Origin of the sequence: Williamsia muralis, from assembly GCF_051487485.1 — a bacterium.
In the GTDB taxonomy this organism is placed as follows: Bacteria; Actinomycetota; Actinomycetes; order Mycobacteriales; family Mycobacteriaceae; genus Williamsia; species Williamsia muralis_B.
Window position 1 is genome coordinate 73,379 of the sequence record NZ_JAHVCV010000012.1, and the last position, 22,371, is coordinate 95,749.

At 65.8% G+C, this 22,371-nt stretch carries 13 protein-coding genes; 8 read left to right on the top strand and 5 right to left on the bottom strand.

Going from position 1 to position 22,371, the window contains the following annotated elements:
* Positions 1 to 46 precede the first annotated feature (46 nt).
* The gene (locus KXR83_RS24755) at positions 47 to 988 is read left to right on the top strand and encodes a TIGR03557 family F420-dependent LLM class oxidoreductase (RefSeq protein ID WP_437427096.1); all 942 of its coding nucleotides are present in this window, start codon (positions 47 to 49) and stop codon (positions 986 to 988) included.
* Here KXR83_RS24755 and KXR83_RS24760 read toward each other — a convergent pair.
* Entirely contained in the window at positions 966 to 1,403 is a 438-nt protein-coding gene (locus tag KXR83_RS24760) for a DUF4259 domain-containing protein (RefSeq protein WP_437427097.1), read from the bottom strand. The two genes, KXR83_RS24755 and KXR83_RS24760, sit on opposite strands and share 23 nt — an antisense overlap.
* A gap of 247 nt (positions 1,404 to 1,650) precedes the next feature.
* On the opposite strand from KXR83_RS24760, the gene KXR83_RS24765 reads away from it, so the two are divergent.
* Positions 1,651 to 3,195 carry a phytoene desaturase family protein gene (locus tag KXR83_RS24765; RefSeq protein WP_437427098.1) on the top strand — a complete coding sequence of 515 codons (1,545 nt, stop codon included), beginning with the start codon at positions 1,651 to 1,653 and terminating at the stop codon, positions 3,193 to 3,195.
* Between the two features lie 83 nt (positions 3,196 to 3,278).
* Here the strand turns inward: KXR83_RS24765 and KXR83_RS24770 are convergent, their stop codons facing one another.
* Positions 3,279 to 4,073, bottom strand: a complete 795-nt coding sequence (locus KXR83_RS24770) for an SDR family oxidoreductase (RefSeq protein WP_437427099.1) — start codon at positions 4,071 to 4,073, stop codon at positions 3,279 to 3,281.
* A gap of 68 nt (positions 4,074 to 4,141) precedes the next feature.
* On the opposite strand from KXR83_RS24770, the gene KXR83_RS24775 reads away from it, so the two are divergent.
* The 3 genes from KXR83_RS24775 to KXR83_RS24785 are packed head-to-tail and all read left to right on the top strand — an operon-like array spanning position 4,142 to position 8,328.
* Entirely contained in the window at positions 4,142 to 5,563 is a 1,422-nt protein-coding gene (locus tag KXR83_RS24775) for an FAD-binding protein (RefSeq protein ID WP_437427100.1), read from the top strand.
* A 56-nt stretch (positions 5,564 to 5,619) separates the two neighbouring features.
* Positions 5,620 to 6,381, top strand: coding sequence for a decaprenylphospho-beta-D-erythro-pentofuranosid-2-ulose 2-reductase (locus KXR83_RS24780; protein WP_437427101.1), 762 nt, complete (start codon positions 5,620 to 5,622; stop codon positions 6,379 to 6,381).
* A gap of 3 nt (positions 6,382 to 6,384) precedes the next feature.
* Positions 6,385 to 8,328, top strand: coding sequence for a galactan 5-O-arabinofuranosyltransferase (locus tag KXR83_RS24785; protein WP_437427102.1), 1,944 nt, complete (start codon positions 6,385 to 6,387; stop codon positions 8,326 to 8,328).
* Positions 8,329 to 8,378: 50 nt separating this feature from the next.
* Here KXR83_RS24785 and KXR83_RS24790 read toward each other — a convergent pair whose 3' ends face one another.
* The 3 genes from KXR83_RS24790 to aroQ form a co-directional block, all read right to left on the bottom strand.
* Positions 8,379 to 9,965 (bottom strand): hypothetical protein, encoded by a 1,587-nt coding sequence (locus KXR83_RS24790; protein WP_437427103.1) that lies wholly within the window; start codon positions 9,963 to 9,965, stop codon positions 8,379 to 8,381.
* Entirely contained in the window at positions 9,962 to 10,840 is an 879-nt protein-coding gene (locus KXR83_RS24795) for a phosphatase PAP2 family protein (protein WP_062794754.1), read from the bottom strand. The genes KXR83_RS24790 and KXR83_RS24795 overlap by 4 nt, the downstream gene beginning before the upstream one ends.
* A 297-nt stretch (positions 10,841 to 11,137) precedes the next feature.
* Positions 11,138 to 11,623 (bottom strand): type II 3-dehydroquinate dehydratase, encoded by a 486-nt coding sequence (aroQ, locus tag KXR83_RS24800; protein WP_437427104.1) that lies wholly within the window; start codon positions 11,621 to 11,623, stop codon positions 11,138 to 11,140.
* Between the two features lie 11 nt (positions 11,624 to 11,634).
* Here aroQ and KXR83_RS24805 point away from each other — a divergent pair, with 11 nt between their 5' ends.
* The 3 genes from KXR83_RS24805 to KXR83_RS24815 all read left to right on the top strand — a co-directional run bounded on the left by KXR83_RS24805 (position 11,635) and on the right by KXR83_RS24815 (position 21,740).
* Positions 11,635 to 15,015 (top strand): arabinosyltransferase domain-containing protein, encoded by a 3,381-nt coding sequence (locus KXR83_RS24805; RefSeq protein WP_437427105.1) that lies wholly within the window; start codon positions 11,635 to 11,637, stop codon positions 15,013 to 15,015.
* 91 nt (positions 15,016 to 15,106) lie between these two features.
* Positions 15,107 to 18,439, top strand: coding sequence for an arabinosyltransferase domain-containing protein (locus KXR83_RS24810; protein WP_437427106.1), 3,333 nt, complete (start codon positions 15,107 to 15,109; stop codon positions 18,437 to 18,439).
* Positions 18,432 to 21,740 (top strand): arabinosyltransferase domain-containing protein, encoded by a 3,309-nt coding sequence (locus KXR83_RS24815; protein WP_437427107.1) that lies wholly within the window; start codon positions 18,432 to 18,434, stop codon positions 21,738 to 21,740. Before KXR83_RS24810 ends, KXR83_RS24815 begins: the two co-directional genes overlap by 8 nt.
* Positions 21,741 to 22,371 lie beyond the last annotated feature (631 nt).

Sequence of the window (22,371 nt, forward strand, 5' to 3'; positions counted from 1 at the left end):
TCGGCTCTGGGGGAACTCAGGCGTCATGCGCTTTGGATACACGTTGATGACCGAACAGAGTGGACCGAAGGACCTGGTGCGCTACGCCGTGTCAGCCGAGAACGCGGGTTTCGACTTCGAGGTCTCCAGCGATCACTACTCTCCCTGGCTCGTTTCCCAGGGGCATGCGCCTTACGCGTGGAGTGTGTTGGGCGCCGTCGCCCACGCCACCGAGCGGGTAGAACTGGCGACCTACGTCACCGCGCCGACCATGCGATACCACCCGGCCGTGGTGGCGCAGAAGGCCGCGACCATGCAGTTGCTGGCAGACGGGCGGTTCATCCTCGGCCTCGGGTCAGGCGAGAGCCTCAATGAGCACACCGTCGGTCAGGGTTGGCCCGGCGTCGAGCAGCGCCAAGAGATGTTGGCCGAGGCCGTGAAGATCATCCGCGAACTCCACGCCGGCGAACTCGTCACGTACGACGGCAAGTACTTCCGCGTCGACTCCTCACGCATCTGGGATCTGCCCGACGGTGGTGTCCCGATCGGCCTCGCCGTCTCCGGCGACAGATCGATCGAGCATCTGGCGCCGCTCGGCGACCACATGATCTCCACTGAACCCTCGGCCGATCTGGTGACATCGTGGGATCAGCACCACCCCGAGCAGTCGCGGAAGATCGGACAGATTCCGATCTGTTGGGATCCCGACAAAGACGCAGCTGTTGCCCGCGCGCATGATCAATTCCGCTGGTTTGCCGGCGGCTGGTCGGTGAATGCCGATTTGCCGACAACTGCCTCATTCAGCGGCGCCACTCAATTCGTGAGGCCGGAGGATGTTGCGTCATCAATTGCATGCGGTCCGGACCTGGATGAATTGGCCGAGAGCGTGAAGCCGTTCATCGAGGCCGGTTATACCGACGTGGCACTTGTTCAAATAGGCGGAGACAGTCAGGACCAGTTCTTGGCCGAGGCGGCGGAGCCTTTGCTCACGAAGCTTCGCGCACTCTGACAGTCAGCGCAGTTCGCTCTTCCAACTCTTCGATCACCGCGTCGACGACTGCAACTGCGTCGTCGAGCAGCGCCGCACGTGTCCACAGACGGGTCCATTCGGTGTGCACAGACATGCACTGCTCCAGCGTTTCCACTGCCGCAGCAGCCAACTCGACAGAGGGTTGAAATTGGTTGTCCAGCAGCGACTTCGGACCAGTGTTATCCGCGAGGAGCGGGCCGCCGGGTAGTGCGGCCGCCACCGTGGTCGCAGCGCCGAGAGCAACCAACCACGCGCGCTGGTCATCGGCACGCAGTGCGGTTGCCAACGCCGACCGGACCAACGCAGCGCGCCGCACAGCAGTTGTACGGTCGAATTGTTCAGCCCATTCGACGGCAGGCGCGTTGTCGAAAACACCCGTTCCCCAGATGTGCATCGTCGACACCTCTCCACCGCGACTCGGACGTTTGGTCTCACAGTATTTGTCGCATACGTGCTGCGACTTGTTACCCCATTGTCCCCGCGTGTTCGAGGTCTCTTCCTGAACAATACGTGAATTGACCGGCGCAATTTTCCGCATCGGACGTTTTGTTCGAATCCAACATTGGTCGGTCGAGACGATCGGCAACTCGTCTGACAGACCGTCGTAGGTCGCGTGGCCGGCGATGCGGACCGGGAGCATCATGACGGGCATGCAGATCTACGACGACATCGTCATCGGCGCCGGTCACAACGGCCTGACCACGGCCGCCTATCTGGCGCGGGCGGGCCGCAAGGTGCTTGTGCTCGAACGCGCCCCGCACGTCGGCGGCGCGACCGTGTCCGCCCGGCCGTTCCCCGGAATGGATGCGCGACTGTCCCGCTACTCGTACCTGGTGTCGCTGCTGCCACAGCAGATCATCGCCGACCTCGGACTCGACATCACCCTCGTCCGGCGCAGGTACTCCTCGTACACACCGCTGCCCGCCGACCCGTCCAGGGGCATCCTCGTGGACACGGCCGATGAGGCAGCGACAGCGGCATCATTCCGAGCCGTCACGGGGTCTGAAGCGGATTTTCGCGCGTGGAAACGGTTCTATGCCGCGATGTCGACGATCGCCGAGGGTGTTTTCCCGACCATGCTGCAACCGCTCGTCAGCGCCGATGAGATGGCGATGATCGCGGGTGGCGATCTCGCCGCCATGGACATGTGGGAACGCCTCACCACCGAACCGGCCGGCGCCATCATCACCGACACATTCAGCGACGACCTGGTCCGGGGCATCGTCGCAACCGACGGGCTCATCGGCACGTTCGCCGATCTCGACGACCCCTCACTGGCTCAGAACGTCTGCCTGCTCTACCACCTGATCGGCGGTGGCACAGGCGACTGGGACGTCCCGGTGGGTGGCATGGGCGCGGTCTCCGGCGCCCTCGCCACCGCAGCCGTCGATGCCGGTGCCGACATCCGCACCGGAGCCGAGGTGACCGCCGTCGACCCGGGTGACGGCACAGTGGAATGGGACCAGGGCATCGCCAAGGCCGAGTTCATCCACGCCGCGTGCGCCCCTTTTGTTCTCGATCGACTTGTCGGTAATCATGATGCGTCGCAACCGAAACCACGTGGCGCCCAACTCAAGATCAACGTGCTGTTGCGGCGGCTGCCGAAGCTGCGGGATACCGATGTCCCGGTGGGCGCGGCATTTTCGGGCACCTTCCACATCCACGAGGGCTTCGACGCGTTGGCGCGATCACATCGTGAGGTCGCGGCCGGCCGGATCCCGACGATTCCGCCCAGTGAGATCTACTGCCACACCCTGTCCGACCCGAGCATCCTCGGCCCCGATCTCACCGGTATGCACACCCTGACGCTGTTCGGACTGCACATGACGCCGGAGTTGTTCACCCGGCCAGGGGCTAAAGACGAAGCCGTGGCCGCCACCTTGGCCGCACTGGACTCGGTCCTCGACGAACCGATCGCCGACGTCATCGCCACCGACAACACCGGTGCACCCTGCATCGAAGCGAAGACCCCACCGGAACTCGAAGAGGCGGTAGGACTGCCCGGCGGCCACATCTTCCATCGGCCGCTGCAATGGCCCTGGGCGGAATCACCTGCAGAAGTCGGCACATGGGGTGTGGAAACCGGCCATCGGCGGGTGTTGCTCGCCGGGGCCGGCGCCCGGCGCGGCGGCGGAGTCAGCGGCATCCCGGGCCACAACGCTGCGGCGCTGGTCCTGCGTTCCTGACCCACGCGCAGAACCTGCTCGACCTCGAGGAAGCCCGCCTCGAACAGCTCGACGACGACAAAGCGGAGTGAGCTGAGCCCGACTCACGAGTGGGCGAGCTTCTTGTTCACCACCCGGGTCAGCCATGCCGGCGAGAAGCGCGCACCGAGCGACAGCGCCTTGGTCTGCAGCCCGACGGCGTAGTGCACCCGGTGGATGAGCTTGCTGGTCCTGGGTTCCTCGACGGCAGCGAGGATGGCATCGGCGACGTCCTGGGGTCCGAGGCGGATCCCGAGCGAGTCGGTGGTGCCCGTGCGGACGTCCTTGGTCATCGCGGTCTGGACGTAGAGGGGCCACATGGCGATGGCGCGGATGCCGTGCTTGCCCCACTCGATGTCCAACGCCTCGGTGAGGCCGCGGACGTACATCTTGGTGGCGCTGTAGCTGGCCAGCTCGGCCTGACCGTAGATCGCCGACGCCGACGCGATGTTGACCAAGACAGACCCCGGAGTGGCCTTCAGATGCCGGAACCCGGCATGGCACCCGTTGGTCACGCCCTTGACGTTGATGTCGATCTGCTTGTGCTGGGTGGCGAGCGGGATCTCCTCGAACGGGCCCGCCAGCAAGATGCCCGCGTTGTTGATCAGCACGTCGAGCCGACCACCATTGCTCTCGGCGAACTCGTCGAGACGGGTGGCGAACTCATCGGCGTCGGTGACGTCGAGGTGGCCCGTGACCGCGCGACTTCCCGCGGCCTTCACCTCGTCGACAAGACTGGCCAATCCCGCCTCGTCGATGTCGTACGCACCGATGAGGTATCCCTTGCGTGCAAACGTGAGCGCAGTGTGACGTCCGATTCCGGCTGCAGCACCGGTGATGAAGACCGATCGTGTAGGCATACGGGATTCTTACACCGCACATTGTCGAATGGCTAGTTCCGATGACACGCCCGGTAGGCTCTGGTCCGATGTCTACCGCTGAATTGCCCATTGAAACCCGCAAGCTCGTCGGCTGGAGCCGGACGACGCCGATCGAGGGTCACGTGCTGGCGACACCCGATGTCGAGGTGATCGCCAAGGCTGTCGCGCAGGTTGCCGATGCAAACGCCGACAAGCCGTCCTACCTGCGTCGCGGCGTGGTCGCCCGCGGACTGGGACGTTCCTACAACGAATCCGCGCAGAACGTCGGTGGCCTGACCGTCGACATGACGCAGCTCAAGCGCGTCCACTCGATCGACGACTCCACCGGGATCGTCGACCTCGACGCCGGTGTCTCGCTCGACGAGCTGATGACCGTGGCCCTCCCGTTCGGCCTGTGGGTCCCGGTATTGCCCGGCACCAGGCAGGTCACCATCGGTGGAGCCATCGCACACGACATCCATGGCAAAAACCATCACAGCGCCGGCACCTTCGGCCAGCACGTTGTCGAGATCACGCTGCTGGTGGCCGATGGACGCATCCTCACCCTGACCCCCGCCGGCAGCCCCGACGATCCCCAGGGTGAACTGTTCTGGGCGACCATCGCCGGAATCGGCCTGACCGGCATCATCCTGCGGGCCAAGGTCCAGCTCAAGCGGACCGAGAGTGCGTACTTCATCGCAGACACCGCCACCACCGGCAGTCTCGACGAGACCATCGCGCTCCATCTCGAGGACGGATTCGAAGACGGCTACGAGTACGCATCGGGCTGGTTCGACTCGATCAGCAAGCCGCCGAAGCTCGGCCGCGGATCATTCAGTCGCGGCAACCTGGCCCGGCTCGACGAGCTGCCGCCGAAGCTGCAGAAGGATCCGCTGAAGTTCAACGGCAAACCACTTGTGACCTTCCCGGACATCTTCCCGAACGGGCTGGCCAACAAGTTCGACTTCTCCATCGTCGGCGAGGCCTACTACCGGATGGGGTCGAACAAAAAGGGCCAGGTCAAGAATTTGGCGCAGTTCTACCACATCCTCGACATCTTCGGAGAGTGGAATCGGGCCTACGGACGTACCGGCGGATTCACCCAGTACCAGTTCATCGTGCCCACCGGCAACGAGGACGAGTTCAAGCGGATCATCGCCGACATCCAGGCCTCCGGACACGTGAGCTTCCTCAACGTGATCAAGCTGTTCGGCGACGGAAACCAAGCGCCCCTGAGCTTTCCGTTCCGTGGCTGGAACGTTTGTCTCGACTTCCCGATCAAACGGGGTCTCGGTGAATACCTCAACGAACTCGATCGTCGCGTGATGGCCATGGGCGGACGCCTGTACACGGCCAAGGACTCGCGGACCTCCGCGCAGAACTTCCACGCCATGTACCCCGAGATCGACTCGTGGATCGCCACCCGCCGAAGCATCGACCCGACCGGGGTGTTCATGTCCGACATGGCCCGTCGCCTCGAACTCGCCTGAGCAACAACTCGTTCGAGCCTGCACTCCCCCGATCTGCCGACTAGACAGGAACATTCATGATCAACGCCGTAGGCGTCCCACAGTCCGTCCTGGTACTCGGTGGCAGCTCCGAGATCGGACTGGCCATCACCGCCGAATACCTCAAGAAGGGGCCGATGCGTGTGGTCCTGGCGACCATGCCCGGCGACCCCGCCGGTGAGGCCGCAGTCGAGAAGATGAAAGCCGCCGGCGCCTCGTCGGTGGAGCGCATCGACTTCGACGCACTCACCCCCGACAGCCATCCCGCGGTGATCGACCAGGCGTTCGCCGGGGGCGACATCGACGTGGCCATCGTCGCGTTCGGCGTCCAGGGTGTGGACGAAGAGGTCTGGCAGGACCAGCGAAAAGCAGTCTTCACCGCCAACATCAACTACACCGCCGCGGTATCGGTGGGCGTTCTCCTCGGCGAGAAGATGCGCGCACAGGGCCACGGCCAGATCATCGCGATGAGCTCCGTCGCCGGAGAACGTGTGCGGCGCAGCAACTTCGTCTACGGCTCCACCAAGGCCGGTCTCGACGGGTTCTACCTCGGCCTCGGTGAGGCGTTGCGCGAACACAACATCCGCGTACTCGTCATCCGCCCGGGCATGGTGCGCACCCGCTTGTCGGCGCACGTGAAGGAAGCACCGCTGACGGTCGAGAAGGAAGACGTCGCCAAGCTGGCGGTGTCGGCAGCGGGCAAGGGCAAGGAACTCGTCTGGGCGCCCCCGCCATTCCGTTTCGTGATGATGGTGCTTCGCCACATCCCCCGTCCGATCTTCCGCAAACTTCCCATCTGATCCATGCGCCGACACCTGTGGTCGAGAGCCGACGATGGGCATCGCGTCGCGCACGGTTCAAGCGGGACCAGACACCTGCTGTCGCTTGCAGACCTGATCGGTGCGGCCGTCGTCGCGCTTGTGGTGTCGAGCATTGCGCTGGCGGCGATCGGCCGCGTGGACTGGCCGGCGTTCAACTCGTCCAACGTCGAGACCGCCCTCACCACCACCGGTCAGGTCCTCGCGGTTGTCCTGATGATCGTCGCCGTTGTGCTGTCGCGGACCGGCAAGGCGACATGGGCGATCAAACCGCTGTCGTGGCTGGGTATCTCGGCCCTGGCAGCGGTCACGCTGGCGATGCCGCTGGGAGCCACCAAGCTCTATCTGTTCGGCATCTCGGTGGATCAGCAGTTCCGCACCGAGTACCTCACCAGGCTGACGAACAGCCCAGCGCTGGCCGACATGACCTACGCCGATCTGCCGCCGTACTACCCGGCCGGGTGGTTCTGGCTGGGCGGACGTTACGCCTCCCTCACCGGTCAGCCCGGCTGGGAAGCGTACAAACCGTGGGCGATCATCTCGATCTCCATCGCTGCCGCGTTGGCGATGGCCCTGTGGCAACGGATGATCCGTACCGACCTGGCGATCGCGGCGACACTGGCCTCCACCGTGCTCACCCTGATGTACGTGAGCCCCGAGCCCTACGCGGCGGTACTGGTGCTCCTCGGCGCTCCGATGCTGGTGACGATTCTGCACGGCTTGCGGTCGGGCAGCGTGCCCGCGATCGTGGCCGGTGGACTGTTCCTCGGCCTGAGCGCCACCTTCTACACGCTCTACACCGGCCTGTTCGCCATGACGGCCGTGCTGATGGCCCTCTACCTCGCCGCGGTGGCGTGGTTCGGCTTGGACAACAAGGCCGTCAACAAATCTCGAATCCGTACCGATCGGGTACGCGCCGTGCTGCACCTTGCGTTGCGCCTGGTCGGTATGGCCGCAGTGGCCATCCTCGTGGCGCTCATCGTCTGGGCGCCATACCTTTACGACAGACTTCGCAACGAGCCCGCCTCGGGTGGTACGGCCGAGCACTACCTGCCGGGATCGGGTGCCGTGCTCCCGACACCGATGCTGCACTGGTCGCTGATCGGCGCGCTGACCATGGTCGGTCTGGTCTGGATCATCCTTCGGTTCCGCACCAGGACCGCAGCTTTGACCTTCGGTGTCACGGTCGTCTCGATCTACCTGTTCTGTTTGCTGTCGATGGCGGTCACGGCCACCGGGACCACCCTGCTCTCGTTCCGCATGGAGCCGTTGCTCATCGTGGTCCTCGGTGTTGCCGGCGTGTACGGCTTCGCGGAGTTGGCGTCGGTGGCGGTCCGGCGATTCGGTGACGTGCGCACCCTGGTGGCGGTACTCGCCACCGGTGCAGCCATCGCTGTCGCACAGAGCATTCCAGGCCATCTGGCCACCGAGATCACCGTCGCCTACACCGACACGGACGGCTACGGTGTGCGCGCAGATCAGCGGCCGCCGGGAGCGGGTGCCTACTTCCCGGAGATCGACGCGGCCATCACCACCCAGACTGGCCGGCCCCGCGACGACACCGTGGTACTCACCGCCGACTACGGATTCCTCTCGGTGTACCCGTACTACGGATTCCAGGGACTCACGTCGCACTACGCGAACCCGTTGGCGGAGTTCGACAAACGCGCCGCGGCCATCGAACAGTGGTCAACTGCCGAAACCGCGGACAGCCTCGTCGAGCAACTCGATGCCTCACCGTGGCGACCACCGACGGTGTTCCTCTTCCGTTACAGCGCAGAAGGTTACGATCTGCGCCTGGCCGAAGATGTCTACCCCAACGACCCCAATGTCCGTCGGTACACGGTCACCTTCAACCGGTCGGTGTTCGAGGATCCGCGGTTCACGGTGACCAACATCGGACCCTTCGTCCTGGTGGTCCGCAACTAGTTCTCTACGGTCAGGGCCCTTAGTTCTCTACCGGTCAGGCCCCTAGTTCTCTACCGCTCGGCGCCACAGTCGAGCGGCTGTGCGCCCACGACCCCCCGGACCGACAGCAGGCCCTCGAGGATGTACTGACCCGGAAGGGTGGCCTGCAAGGTGACCCAGCTGTCCGGCGTCTCGGTGATGCATGCGTAGAGGTTCTCGTCCACACTGCTGCGCGCGACAAGATACTTGTTGTAGCGCACCTGAATCGCGTGCGCCTGTGTGTCGGGTACGTCCAGGACGAGCTTCGCCGGCGACGACTCGACAACTGTCAGCGGCGCCGAGACGATCGGGGCGGGGTCGTCGACCTTGTAGAGGTTCCACTTGTCGTTGCCCCAGACCCGTTCGAGATAGGGCAGGCCCGACTGCACCAGTGCCGCTTCTTTTTTCATCTGGCGCAGCGGATCGGCAGAGACCGCAACAAAGGCAACCGCGTTCTCCGACAGCCACTGCCGGTACGACTGGGGGGTCAGCGCGTTCTCTTCGTAGAAGATCGGGTTGAACCGCGAGTCCGACTGGTTCTCCCAGCCGCGCGCCAGCTTGATGGTCATGCCGAGTTTGTGTGCGCCCGCGTGGGTTTGGGCATCCACCAGCTCCACGCGGTGGTTGTTGATCTCCGGCCGGTCGACCAGCTGCGAGCGCAGGGGGATGTAGTCGCGGTTGCTGTCGCCGGAGTCGGCTCCGACCACCTGGTCTGCGGTCGCCACAAACGTCGCGTAGATGAGGGCCGGGGCCAACGCAATGGCCAGGAACTTGAGCGACCGCTTCGAGTAGAAGAGACACAGACACGGCAACACCAGACAGAAGAACCGGCTGAGGTTGGAGCCCACGCCCGTCGGTACGAGGAACATGACGATGGCCGCGGCGCTCGCGAGGGGCACGATCCACCGGGCCGGTGGGATGGTGAGCGCGGCGGCACCGCCCACGGCGATCAGGGCGACCCAGAACAGGGTGGTGGCGGGGAACCCCTGAGCGCCGGGGCTGCCGAACATCAGGAACGGGACGCCCACTCCGAGAGCAGACCCACCCAGGACCCACCAGGTGGTCCGGGCCTGCTCGTCGCGGCCGAACGCAAAGGGCACCGCGGCCAGACCGACAAACGCCGGGGCCAGCGGACTCGCGAGCCCGGCGACCAGCAGGCCGATGACCCCCAGCGCCAGATACCCGCGGCGCACGACGACGATGGCCCCGAGGGCGATGGCCGCTCCCACAGCGAACGCCACCCGGCCCGAGAGCATGTTCAGTACTGCGGCGATGGTGATGGCCCAGACCAGCACGGTCTGGTGCGTGGCGCCTTTGGCCAGCGGGACGGCCAGCAGAGCGATGGCAGCGGTGGCAAGGCACAGCAGGAGCAGAGAACCGGTGAGAGTCGACAGGGCCGGGACGATCAGCGAATAGCTGCCGGGCGACACCCCGCCGTACCAGCCGAACCAGTAACCGAGGCCGACGCCGGATCGAGCAGCTTCCTCACGCGCGATGGCCGCTTGCAGATCCCCCACCGTCGGGTGCGCCACCCACAGGCCCACGATGGCGATCAGCGCCACCAGGAGTGGGAGGAGCGGCCGCCGGCCAAGTGCCGGCAAGGCCACCGGGAAGCTCATCCGATCGACACCCCTGCACTCTCCGGCCTGCGGGCCGCTCGGTTGCGCCACCATCGGGTCAAGGTCGGCGCGTAGATGATCAGCGCCGCCACCGCCAGGAGCCAAACCCCTGCGATGACATCAAGAATGTAGTGGTTTCCCGAACCCATGACCACAAAATATGTGGTGAACGGGTAGATGAGGCCGAGGATGCGCAGCCACTTCCACTTGGCCAGGAAGAACAGCGTCACGCCGCACCAGGTGGCCCACGCGCAGTGCAGCGAAGGCATGGCGGCGAACTGGTTGGAGATGGCGTCGCTGCCGGGTGCACCCGACTCAGGCCACCAGCCCCATGAGGCGGTCTGCGCCATGACGTCGACAAAGCCCTCGCCTTTGAGCAGGCGCGGCGGCGCGGTGGGCAACCAATAGAAACCGATCAGGGCCAACCCTGTTGTCAACACCAGCACGCCGCTGACCTGGCGGTAATACTGTTTGCGCCGGAACAGCAGCCAGATCAGCACCACGGGGGTGACGATGAAGTGCAGGGTGGCGTACTGGAGGGCGACCAGGTTGGCGAGCCAGGTGGTGGTGTGCACCAGTTCGTTGAGTGGCCGCTCGAGGGCGAAGTTCCAGCTGTCTTCGATCCTCAGGATTTCGTCGGCGTTGCGGTATGCCGCCGCGGCGACGTCGCCCACGCTGTTGCGGATGGCCGAGTAGATGGCGTAGAGCGCGCCCAGCATGAGGATTTCAACCCACCACCGTGGGCGGGCGAGGTATCGATTGACCCGGGTGACCGCGGCACGGAAGCCGGTCTCCCGCAGTTCGGATTCGTAGGCGTCGAACGCAGCCGAGTCGAGTTCCGGGGCGGTGGTCGATCGGGCATCACGGGTTGCCATAAATCAACTCCCGCATATAACCCTCCAACTACCTACTTCGACCTCGTACCGCCTGACCCGAGTTTGCGGATCGAACGCGAAACTACCGCGTACAAGTCACAGGTCCGACACATCTCGTTACGATGGCTGACCGGAGAGGGCGCAATGGTTCTGCAGGATCATAACCGAGGAAGGGCTGCCAACCTTCCCACACGCGGCCCGCGAAGGCTCTGAGCTGGCGAAAGCCAGAGCCATTTGCCCATCGTTGGTCTTCTATTCACCAATTTACGGTGCTTCGAATGTGATGCTCGTCACAGCTTACGTTCGATCGACCCCATTCGAAGCCATCACCAGCTCGACGAGTCGGCGCACCGCGAACTCGTAACCGCGGATGCCGAAGCCCGCTATGACACCTTCCGCGACGCCGGACACATAGGACCGGTGGCGGAACTCTTCACGCGCGTGCACGTTGCTGACATGCACCTCGAAGATCGGCACCTCAGGGATGACCAGCGCGTCCCGCAGCGCCACCGAGGTGTGCGTCCATCCGCCGGGGTTGATGACGATTCCGCACGCATGACCACGTGCCCCGTGGATCCACTCGAGCATCTCGCCTTCGTGGTTGGTCTGGCGCGCTTGCACGGTGAAACCGGACTCCGCTGCGGCGGAGGTGGCGATCGCCACCGCGTCCTCGAGCGTGTCGGCGCCGTAGACATCAGGCTGCCGGGTGCCGAGCGCGTTCAGGTTCGGCCCGTTCAGCAAGAGGATGGGCGCACGGTCACCGGATTCGCGGCTGTCGATCATGGGGCAATTGTATGGCTCGGCGCGGCACCGCAAGAGAATCCGACACGCCCAGGCGGTTACCATCTGCGTTTGTGCCTGCTGACGCCCCGACCGTGAAACCGACCCACGACCGGGCGCGGATCGCCAAGCTCGCTGCGATCGTCACCGGTCTGCTCGGCGTCTTCCTTGCCCTGGCCACGCCGCTGCTGCCCGTCAATCAGACCACCGCCGAGGTGAACTGGCCGCAGCAGGACAAATTGCAGTCGGTGCTGGCGCCGCTCGTCTCCTATGTACCGATCGACCTCGACATCACGGTGCCATGCAGCGCCGTCGACCAGCTCACCGGGCCCGGGCAGACCGTGCTCGTCTCGACCACCCCGAAACAAGCCGAAAAGGCAGTCGCCCGAGGTCTTTTCATCCGCAAGTCCGGCCAGGCCACGGACGCACTGGATCGGCAGTCCGTAGAGGTGGTGGTCCGCAACACCCCCGTGGCCTTTGCGACGCTCGCCGACATCCGGTCGCAGGGATGCGAGAGCATCACGGTGACCGCGACCGCTGAATCGGTGAAGGCCGAGTTCGTCGGGATGACCGACGCCGAAGATGAGCCCCTCGTCGGCGAGACGACCGACGGCGACCAACGGCCCCAGATGACCGGCATCTACACAGACCTGACCGGCGCTGCGACATCGCTGCCCGGCCTGACGGCACACGCCACCATCGACGACCGGTACAGCACCGCCCCCACCATCCTCAAGTGGCTTGCGATCGCGGTCGGGGTGCTCTGCACGCTGATCTCGCTGGGCGCATTGGCCGTGCTCGACTCCACCGACGGGCGCAAGCACCGCCGGTTCCTGCCCGCCCGATGGTGGACGTTCAACGCCCGCGACGGCGTGGTGATCGGCGCGCTTCTCATCTGGCACATCGTCGGCGCGAACACATCGGACGACGGATACATCTTGACGATGTCGCGGGTGGCCGAGTACGCCGGCTACACCGCCAACTACTACCGCTGGTACGGCGCGCCGGAGGCACCGTTCGGCTGGTACTACCAGGTGTTCGGATGGCTGGCTCACGTCACCACCGCCAGCCCGTGGATGCGCCTGCCCGCGCTGGTCTGCGGAATCCTGGTGTGGCTGATCCTGTCCCACGAGGTGCTCCCTCGCCTCGGCCGCGCCGCGACCATCAACCGGATCGTCCCGTGGACCGCCGCCTTCGTGTTCCTCGCGTCGTGGTTCCCGTTCAACAACGGACTCCGACCCGAGCCGATCATCTGCCTGGGCGCGCTGCTCACGTGGTGCTCGGTGGAACGTGCGATCGCGACCGGCAGGATCCTTCCTGCGGCAGTGGCCTGCACGATCGGAGCATTCAGCCTCGCAGCCGGACCCACGGGTCTGATGGCGGTCGCGGCGTTGATCGCCGGTGCCCGCCCCATGGTGATGGCCCTGATCAAACGAGCCAAGGCCATCGGCGGCGACTTCAAGAGTTATCTGGCGATGGTGGCTCCGGTCGCCGCAGCCGGGGTGTTCGTGATGTTTGTCGTCTTCTCCGATCTGACCCTCGCCGCATTCACACAGTCGACGAGCATGAAGACCGCGCTGGGCCCCTCACTGCATTGGTACAACGAGATCGACCGGTACTCGGCGTTGTTCGAGTTCTCGGCCAACGGCTCGGTGTCCCGACGGTTCGCAGTGCTGGCGATGCTCGTCGGGCTGGTGGTCTCCGGCGCGATGCTCATCCGCAAGAGCCGCATACCCGGTACGGCGCTCGGCCCGTCCCGCCGCATCGTCGGGATCACCTTCGCCTCGCTCATCTTCCTCATGTTCACCCCGACAAAATGGACCCACCAATTCGGTGTGTTCGCCGGACTGGCGGCGGCACTGGCCGCCATCGCGGCCATCGCAGTCAGTGCCGAGGCCATGCATGCCCGGCGCAACCGGATGCTCTTCATCGCACTCGTGCTGTTCATCACCGGTCTGTCGTTCACCGCACCGAACGCCTTCTTCTACTACTCGAACTGGGGCATGCCGTGGGGCGCACTTCCCGTTCGTTTCGGGGTCGCTCTGGGCAGCGTGATGCTGTACCTCTGTGCAGCCGCCCTGCTCGTGGCGTTCTGGTTCCACTTCCGCGAGCCGTTCGATCGGCGCAAGGACGCCGCCGCGGCCGGCTCACGGGTGTCGGGCACTCGTCCTCGCCGGTGGTACAGCACGCTCGCTGCGGCGCCCCTGGCCGTCGCGGGAGCGTTCCTCGTGCTCTTCCAGATCGGCACCGGTGTCGCGTCGGGCGTGAAGCAGAGCGGGTCGTTCTCCATTCCGTCGTCGAACGTCGACGCCCTGCGCGGAGACATCTGCGCGATGGCCGAGAAGGTCCTGGTGGAACCGGATCCTTCAGGCGACCTCCTCGAGCCGGTGGACGGCAACGTCGCCCTCGGCCTGAACGGCTCGTCCGAACCGGCTGACGGCGCTCCGGCCAACGCGGGTTTCACCGCAAACGGTCTCCCGCTGACCCTTGACTCGACCGCCAGCGCGGGCAGTCTCGGCGTGCTCGGTGGCAATGTCGCCGTCTCGCCGGATGTGCTCAATTCGAACGCGGGCGGAACCGGCGGGGGTGAAACCGATCAGGCCGGCGTCAACGGCAGTACGGCCAAACTGCCGTTCGGACTGGACCCGGCCGTCACACCCGTGCTCGCCAGCTACTCGCAAAACGACCAGTTCCCCTCGTATCTCACCTCGTCCTGGTACCGGCTCCCGGCACGCAACGCCGACACCCCGCTGATCACGATGGCGGTCGCGGGTCAGTTCGACATCGAGAACATCAAGATGGAGTACTCAACAGGGTCCGGTGACTCGAACGAGGACTTCCAGGTGGCGGGTGAGGTCGATCTGATCGACCCGGGGCCGCGGCCCTCGTGGCGGGACCTGCGTACCTATCGCAGTTCGTTCCCGAACGACACCACGGCGATCCGCATCGTCGCCAAGGACGAGAACCTCGCGCAGGACAGCTTCATCGCCCTGACGCCTCCCCGATCACCGCGTCTGCAGACATTGCAGACGATGGTCGGCAGCACCGATCCCGTCCAGCTCGACTGGACCAGCGGGCTCGCGTTCCCGTGCCAGCGTCCGTTCGACCACCGCTATGGGGTCGCCGAGATCCCGCAGTGGCGGATTGCGCCGGGTGCCGATCTGTCCGCCGCGGTCGGCGCGTGGCAGGACTCCTTCGGTGGTGGACCGCTGGGCTGGATCGAGGTGGCCCTGGACAAGACCACGGTGCCCTCCTATCTCGAGGGCGACATCGGTCGTGACTGGGGTTCGTTGGTTCGTTACGAGCCCTATGGTGAGCCCGCGGATCTTGCGGAACTGAAGCTGGGCGAGACCACTCGGTCCGGACTGTGGAGTCCTGCGCCCATCCGGTACTGACTGTGCCGTAGGTCACCGCCGCGGTCGCAGGACCGATCCCCCGCTCGGGGCAGGTTCGGGCTCTCAGGTCAGTGCAATACCATCGTTGCTCGTGCCTGTGTCCTCTCACATCCCCAGTGCGGGGACTGTCCGTTGGACCGCAATCGTGGCGGGACTGGTCGGGATCGTGCTGTGTGCGATCACCCCTCTGCTGCCGGTCGACAAATCCACCACAACGATCGATTGGCCCGCAGGTCAGCCGCTTTCCAGCGCGACCGCGTCGGTCACCGCACCGCTGATCGCGCAGACGCCGCAGACCCTCGATGCGACCATTCCGTGCTCCCTGATCGACAGCCTCGGAACCGACGGGGGCCTGGTGCTGGCGACGATGCCGCCGAGCGCCCAGCAGTTCAATCAGAAGGCCCTGGTGGTCACCGCCTCCGCGTCGTCGGTGTCGGTGGTGTTCCGTAACGAGCTGGCTGCCACGGCGCCCCGCGACGCCGTCGGATCGCCGCAGTGCCGCGATTTGCGGATCTGGTCGAACCCGGGAGGTGTAGGCGCACAGTTCGTCGGCCTCGGACCGGTCGGCACCTTGGGCATCGACCAACGACCACAGTTCGACGGCGTCTTCACCGACATCCCCACTGACGACGTGAAAGCCGCCCAGGCGCAGGGTCTTTCGATCACCACAGTGGTGGACACGCGCTTCTCCTCGACGCCGACCCTGATCAAGCAACTTGCGTTGATAGTCGGGATCATCGCGATCGCCGTCTCGTTGATCTGCCTCGGCCGGCTCGACTGGCTCGCCGGTTACCACCGGCGGATCGGCAAACCCTCATGGAGCAAGGTGCTGCGACCGCGTGTCACGGACCTGGCCGTCACCGCCGTGCTGCTCATCTGGCATTTCCTCGGCGCCGGCTCACCCGACGACGGCTACATCCTCAACATGGGCCGCGCGTCAGAGGGTGCGGGTTACCTCGCCAACTACTACCGCTTCTACGGCATCGCCGAGGCGCCGTTCGACTGGTACTACTCGTTCCTGGCCCTCTGGTCGGAGGTGTCGGCCTCGGGATTGTGGATGCGCATCCCGTCTCTGGCCGCCGGTCTCGGGTCCTGGTTCATCCTGTCCCGGGTGCTGTTGCCCCGGCTCGGTGCCGGAGTCCGCCGCAGCGCCTGGGCCATCTGGGCGGCCGCGGCCGTGTTCACCGCGTTCTGGCTGCCGTTCGCCAGTGGCCTGCGCAGCGAATCGATCATCATCCTGGGGTCTCTGCTGACCTGGTGGGCCGTCGAGCACGCCATCGCGACGCGCCGATTGCTACCGGCGGCCCTGGCTGCGATGTGCGCCGGGCTCACTCTCGCCGTGGCGCCTCAGGGTGTCATCGCAGTCGCCGTGCTGATCGTGGGCGCCCGGCCCATGCTGCGGGTGCTGGTCGAACGCGGCCGCGACCCCGAGCGCGGCAACCGCGTGCGGGTGCTCAACCTCGCCGCTGTGATGGCACCGTCCATCGCGGCCGCCTCGCTGGTGGTGCTCGTGGTCTTCCGCGATCAGACCTTGGCATCGGTGTTCGATGCCGTGCGCACGCGCTACATCGTCGGACCGACCATCTCGTGGTGGCAGGAATATCTGCGGTACTACTTCATCACCGTCACCACCCCCGACGGCGCCCTGACCCGTCGGGTGCCGCTGTTGCTGTTGCTGTCATCGGTGTTCGTGACACTCGCGGTGATGTTGCGACGCAAGAAGATTCGCGCGGTTGACCCGGGTCCGGCCTGGCGACTGCTCGGCGCCACGCTGATCACGTTGCTTCTGATGATGTTCACGCCCACCAAGTGGACCATCCACTACGGCGTGTTCGCCGGTTTCGCCGCTGCGCTGGCCGCCACGGCCACCATCGCCGTCGCCCAGTCGGCGGCGCGGTCGGTGCGCAACCTCTCGGTCTTCGTCGCGGGACTGCTCTTCGCCCTCGCCGCGGCGATGGCCGGCGAGAACGCCTGGCCCTTCGCCTACAACTTCGGCATCTCGTGGTTCGACAAGGCACCGGTACTTGCCGGTCGCGAGGTGTCCACCATCTTCCTGGTCCTCGCCGTGGTGGCAGGCGCCGTCGCGGTGTGGCAGCACCTGCGCCTCGACTACGTCGCCAACAAGGGGCTAGCCCACGGACCCGACGCGTCGGCCGCCGAGGCCCGTTCCGACCGCCGCCGGCTGTTCATCGCCTCCTCCCCCATCGCCCTGATCGCCGGTTTCATGGTGATCTGCATGCTGGCGGTCTTCGCCAAGGCCGCGCTGTCGCGGTATCCCGCCTACACGGTGCTCGGTGCGAACTTCGATGCTCTTCGCGGGAACAGCTGCGCGATGGCGGATGCGGTGCTCGTCGAGGAAGACCCGAACCGCGGCATGCTGACCCCTGCCGACGGCGCATCGGCGTCCGACGCCCTCGCCGGCGAGGACGCCGTCGGTTTCACCCCGAACGGCGTTGCCGGCGACCTGACCCCTGAGGCCGGCTCTGCCCGTCCCGGCCAGATGAACGTGTCGGCCAGCTTCAACAAACCCTTTGTGGTCTCGGGTGCCGGTGCAGGCATCACGGGCGGAACCGGGCCGGAAACGGTCAACGGTTCCACCGTGGCCCTGCCGTTCGGCCTCGACCCGGCCACCACGCCTGTGCTCGGCAGCTACGGGTACGACTCGGGCGAGGCCTCACTGACCACCGGCTGGTACAACCTCCCCGCCCGTGATGCGTCGCCGCTACTCGTGTTCAGCGCCGCCGGACCGGTGTTCACCTTCAATGAAGAGGGTGTGGCGACCTTCGGGCAGCAGCTGAAGGTGCAGTTCGGTGTCCCGAACCCTGATGGGTCGTTCACCGACCTCGGCCCGCAGATCGTGCCCATCGACCCGGGGCCCGACAAGCCGAACCGGCCGTGGCGCAACCTGCGCGTCCCGATGGCGCAGGTCCCCCGCGATGCCACAGCCATGCGGATCGTGGCCAAGGACAACAACGTCAACCCCAAGCAGTGGCTCGCGGTCACCCCACCCCGCGCACCGCAGCTCAAGACCCTGCAAGAAGTCGTCGGGTCGGACTCCCCCACGCTGATCGACCTGAGCGCGGCATCTCAGTTCCCCTGCCAGCAACCGTTTTCCATCACCAATGGAGTCGCCGACATCCCGCAGTGGCGCATCCTGCCCGACAGGGTGACCGCCGCCTCGCAATCCAAGACGTGGCAGGCCGCGGACGACGGCGGCGTGCTGGCCGTGCCCGAGGCGCTGGCCCGGGCGAACACCGTGGCGACCTACCTCGACGACGACTGGTATCGAGACTGGGGGTCGCTGGAGAAGTACACCCCGTTGGTGCCCGATGCTCCGGCAGCCGAGATCACCACGGGGACAGAGAAGAACTGGGGATGGTCACGCACCGGCTCACTGAGGGTGGTGCCGCAGGAAAATGAGTGAAAAGGCGAGCACCATCAACACAGAACCGCCCACCGGAAAGCGGAGCCTGAGCCGTTACGTCGGCCCCGGCTACCGCAACGTCAAGATCGTGGCGGTCGTCTCCGGCCTCATCGGGTTCCTGCTCGCCTGCCTGAGCCCGCTGATGCCGGTGAATCAGACCACGGCGCAACTCAACTGGCCGCAGGACAATCAGGTGGTCAACGTGGCGGCGCCGCTGGTGTCGTTTGTCCCCACCGACATGCGGGTCTCCGTTCCCTGCTCCACCGCTGCCGACCTCCCCGCCGACGGTGGGGTACTGCTCTCGACCATCCCCGCCGGCGGGCAGGAGGCCACGTCCAAGGGCCTGTTCATCCGGGCCACGTCCGACAGCATCACGGTGACCGGCCGCGACGTGGTGTTGCTGACCGCGGATCGGGCTGTCGCGCAGGCGGATCCGAACTGCCGCATCATCGTCGAGGCCGACGGGGAAGGTACGGCCGGGCGCATCGAGAACGGCGGCACCGAAGGCCAATTGTCCTTCGACGTTCGCGATCCCAACCTCCGACCGCAGATCGTCGGCGTCTTCACCGAACTCCCCCAGGGCACCTCACCCGAGGGGTTGGAGTTCAGCGCGACCATCGACACCCGGTTCGTCACCACCCCCACCAACCTCAAGTTCGCCGCCCTTGTCATCGGTGTGGCAATGACCGTGGTGTCGCTGGTGGCGCTCGCAGTCCTCGACTCCCGGGACGGCCGCAGACATCGGCGCTTCCTGCCCACCCATTGGTGGACCATCCGGTTCTCCGATGTCGTGGTGTTCGCGGTGCTCGGTTTCTGGTGGCTGATGGGGTCCAACACATCCGACGACGGCTACAACTTCACCGTCGGGCGCATCGCCGGAGAAGCCGGTTACGTCGACAACTACTACCGCTACTACGGAGTGCCCCAGGACCCGTTCGGCTGGCACTACCAGGTGATCTCGGCGATGACCGAGGTCAGCCTGTCGGCGCCGTGGATGCGTCTGCCCGCGTTCTTGCTGGGCCTTCTCGGATGGTGGCTGATCTCGCGTGAGGTGATCCCGCGCCTCGGCCGGACCGTCCGCCACTCCACCCCGGCGCTGTGGTCGGCAGCGTTTGTGTTCCTGGCCATCTGGATGCCGTTCAACAACGGCCTGCGCCCCGAACCCGCACTCGCGATCGGCGCGCTGCTCACCTGGTGTTGCGTCGACCGCGCCATCGCCACCGGCCGGTTGCTGCCGCTGGCGATCGGTTCTGCTGTTGCCGCCTTCACCCTCGCGCTCGCACCGGGTGGCCTGATGGCCGTCGCGCTACTGCTCGCCGGAATCCGCCCACTGCTGCGACGAGTGGTCGCACGCAGGCACCGCGACGGTCTGCTACCGCTGCTGATGCCCATCCTCGCCGCGGGAACCTCAGTGCTGTACAACATCTTTGCCGATCAGACCCTCTCGACGATCCTGACGTCGTCGCAGGTCGCGTCCGAGGTGGGGCCGACGCTCGAATGGTGGCAGGAACCGGTTCGGTACTACTACCTGATGTTGCCCACCGCCGACGGCACGTTGTCGAGGCGATTCGGCATCCTGATGGCGTTCCTGTGCCTGATGGTGGTGCTGCTCATGCTGCTGCGCCGCCGCCAGCCGATGGGCATCGCGAAGGGGCCCACCTGGCGCCTGGTCGCCGGCGTCTTCGGCTTCATGTTCTTCTTGGCCTTCACCCCCACCAAGTGGACCCATCACCTCGGTGTGTACGCCGGTATCGGTGCGGCGCTGGCCGCCGCGGCAGGTGCGATGATGGCGCCTGCTCTGTTGCGGCGCAGGCGTAATCGCACTTTCTTCGCCGCTGCGGTGCTGTACGTGGTCGCATTGTCTTTCGCCGGCACCAACGGCTGGTGGTTCGTGGCGAGCTACGGCATCCCCTGGTGGGATCAGCCGCCTGCCATCGGCGGGATCCGTGTCACCTGGATTGTCCTGGTGATCGCTGTCGCCACCACGCTCGTCGGCCTCTACCAGCATTTCCGGGACGACTACGTGGACGCCGAGCAGCGGGCGTCGGGCTCGAAAGCACTGCACAGACTGGCCTTTTCACCCATGCCGGTGATGGCCGGCCTGGTGGTCCTGTTCATGCTGCTCTCGTTTGTCAAAGCTGCATACGAGCAACGCGACAGTTGGTCGTGGCTGAACTCGAACGTCGACGCACTGAAGGGCAACATCTGCGCCCTCGCCAATGACGTTCTGGTGGAACCGGATCCGAACCGCGGACTGCTGGTACCGGCAACGGTGGCCGGGCAGGCCGATCTGTCACCCGGCGACGCATTGGCCGGGACGGGCATGGCGGGATTCACCCCCAACGGAGTGCCGAACGATCTGTCGGTGGATGCCACCGAGACCAGCGACACCACCACGGCGCAGAACACCGCCCAGACCGGGGCCGGGTCGGGCGACACGTCAGAGGCGGACGAGGCCGGTACCGGTGGCGGGCAGGGCGCCCTCGGCGTCAACGGGTCCACGGTGCGGTTGCCTTTCGGGCTCGACCCTGCCGAAACCCCGGTCTTGGGCAGCTACGGTTCGCAGAACGCATCGCTCACCTCGGCCTGGTACCAAATGCCGCAGCGGCAGGCCGACGCACCGTTGCTGACCCTGTCGGCTGCCGGTCGTATCGCGGCGGTGGACGGTGAGGGCATCGTCCAGCCCGGACAGCAACTGGTGGTCGAGTTCGGCAGGCCGGGCCCGGGGAACACGGTCATCCCGATGGGACAGATGAGTCCGATCGACATCGGCGATCCACCCATCTGGCGCAACCTCCGCTTCCCGCTCTCCGACGCTCCCGCGGGCGCCTCGGTGGTCCGGGTGGTGGCCAAGGACAATGCCGGCGCACCGGATCAGTGGTTGGCGGTCACGCCGCCGCGCATCACCACGATGCGCACGCTCAACGACCTGGTGGGCAAGGACGATCCGGTCTTGATCGATTGGCTGCCGGCGCTGGTGTTCCCGTGCCAGAACCCGATGGCGGTGAAGTACGGCGTCGTCCAGGTTCCGCAGTGGCGCATCCTCCCGGACGCGCAGGCAACTCGTCAGAACAGCCAGACGTGGATGTCCGCCGATGCCGGTGGTCCGTTGGGTATCACCCAGTCGATGTTGCGCGCCACCATCATTCCGTCTTATCTGCGGAACGACTGGGGTCGCGACTGGGGTTCGCTGCAGCAGTTCAGCGAGATCGCACCCGCGAAGCCCGCCGAACTGACGATCGGCTCGAGTACGCACTCGGGCCTGTGGTCGCCTGCGCCGATGCGAGCGGCCCGGTACTGAGGCTCGGGTCCCGCCTATTCCCTCCGACTTCGGTCACTTACTCCGACTGCAACCGGAGGAAATGACTGCAACCGGAGGACCTGGCGAGCCAGCGTCCACCAAGACCCCGGTCCCCACCGACTCCCTCCGACTTCAGCCACATCCTCCGGTTGCAACCGGAGGAACAAGCAGGAGTCGGAGGACCTGGCGAACCGGCGACCACCAAGACCCCGGTCCACACCGACTCGCTCCGACTCCGGTCACACCCTCCGGCTGCAACCGTAGGAACAAGTAAGAGTCGGAGGAGCTGGCGAACCGGCGTCCACCAAGACCCCGGTCCCCACCGACTCCCTCCGACTTCGGCCACATCCTCCGACTGCAACCGGAGGAAGTGACTGCAACCGGAGGAACTGGCGACCCGGMGACCACCAAGACCCGGTCCCGCCGACACCCTCCGACTTCGACCACAACCTCCGACTGCAACCGGAGGAACAAGCAAGAGTCGGAGGAACTGGCGACCCGGCGACCACCAAGGCCCGAATCCCGCCGACACCCTCCGACTTCGGCCACAACCTCCGGTTGCAACCGGAGGAAGTGAGTGAAACCGGAGGAACTGGCGAACCGGCGACCACCAAGRCCCGGTTCCCCACCG

Excerpts from the sequence above, each read along its gene's own strand:
- KXR83_RS24755 (WP_437427096.1), top strand. The coding sequence starts at position 47 with ATGACCGAACAGAGTGGACCGAAGGACCTGGTGCGCTACGCCGTGTCA.
- KXR83_RS24760 (WP_437427097.1), bottom strand. The coding sequence starts at position 1,403 with ATGCACATCTGGGGAACGGGTGTTTTCGACAACGCGCCTGCCGTCGAA.
- KXR83_RS24765 (WP_437427098.1), top strand. The coding sequence starts at position 1,651 with ATGACGGGCATGCAGATCTACGACGACATCGTCATCGGCGCCGGTCAC.
- KXR83_RS24770 (WP_437427099.1), bottom strand. The coding sequence starts at position 4,073 with ATGCCTACACGATCGGTCTTCATCACCGGTGCTGCAGCCGGAATCGGA.
- KXR83_RS24775 (WP_437427100.1), top strand. The coding sequence starts at position 4,142 with ATGTCTACCGCTGAATTGCCCATTGAAACCCGCAAGCTCGTCGGCTGG.
- KXR83_RS24780 (WP_437427101.1), top strand. The coding sequence starts at position 5,620 with ATGATCAACGCCGTAGGCGTCCCACAGTCCGTCCTGGTACTCGGTGGC.
- KXR83_RS24785 (WP_437427102.1), top strand. The coding sequence starts at position 6,385 with ATGCGCCGACACCTGTGGTCGAGAGCCGACGATGGGCATCGCGTCGCG.
- KXR83_RS24790 (WP_437427103.1), bottom strand. The coding sequence starts at position 9,965 with ATGAGCTTCCCGGTGGCCTTGCCGGCACTTGGCCGGCGGCCGCTCCTC.
- KXR83_RS24795 (WP_062794754.1), bottom strand. The coding sequence starts at position 10,840 with ATGGCAACCCGTGATGCCCGATCGACCACCGCCCCGGAACTCGACTCG.
- aroQ (WP_437427104.1), bottom strand. The coding sequence starts at position 11,623 with ATGATCGACAGCCGCGAATCCGGTGACCGTGCGCCCATCCTCTTGCTG.
- KXR83_RS24805 (WP_437427105.1), top strand. The coding sequence starts at position 11,635 with ATGGCTCGGCGCGGCACCGCAAGAGAATCCGACACGCCCAGGCGGTTA.
- KXR83_RS24815 (WP_437427107.1), top strand. The coding sequence starts at position 18,432 with ATGAGTGAAAAGGCGAGCACCATCAACACAGAACCGCCCACCGGAAAG.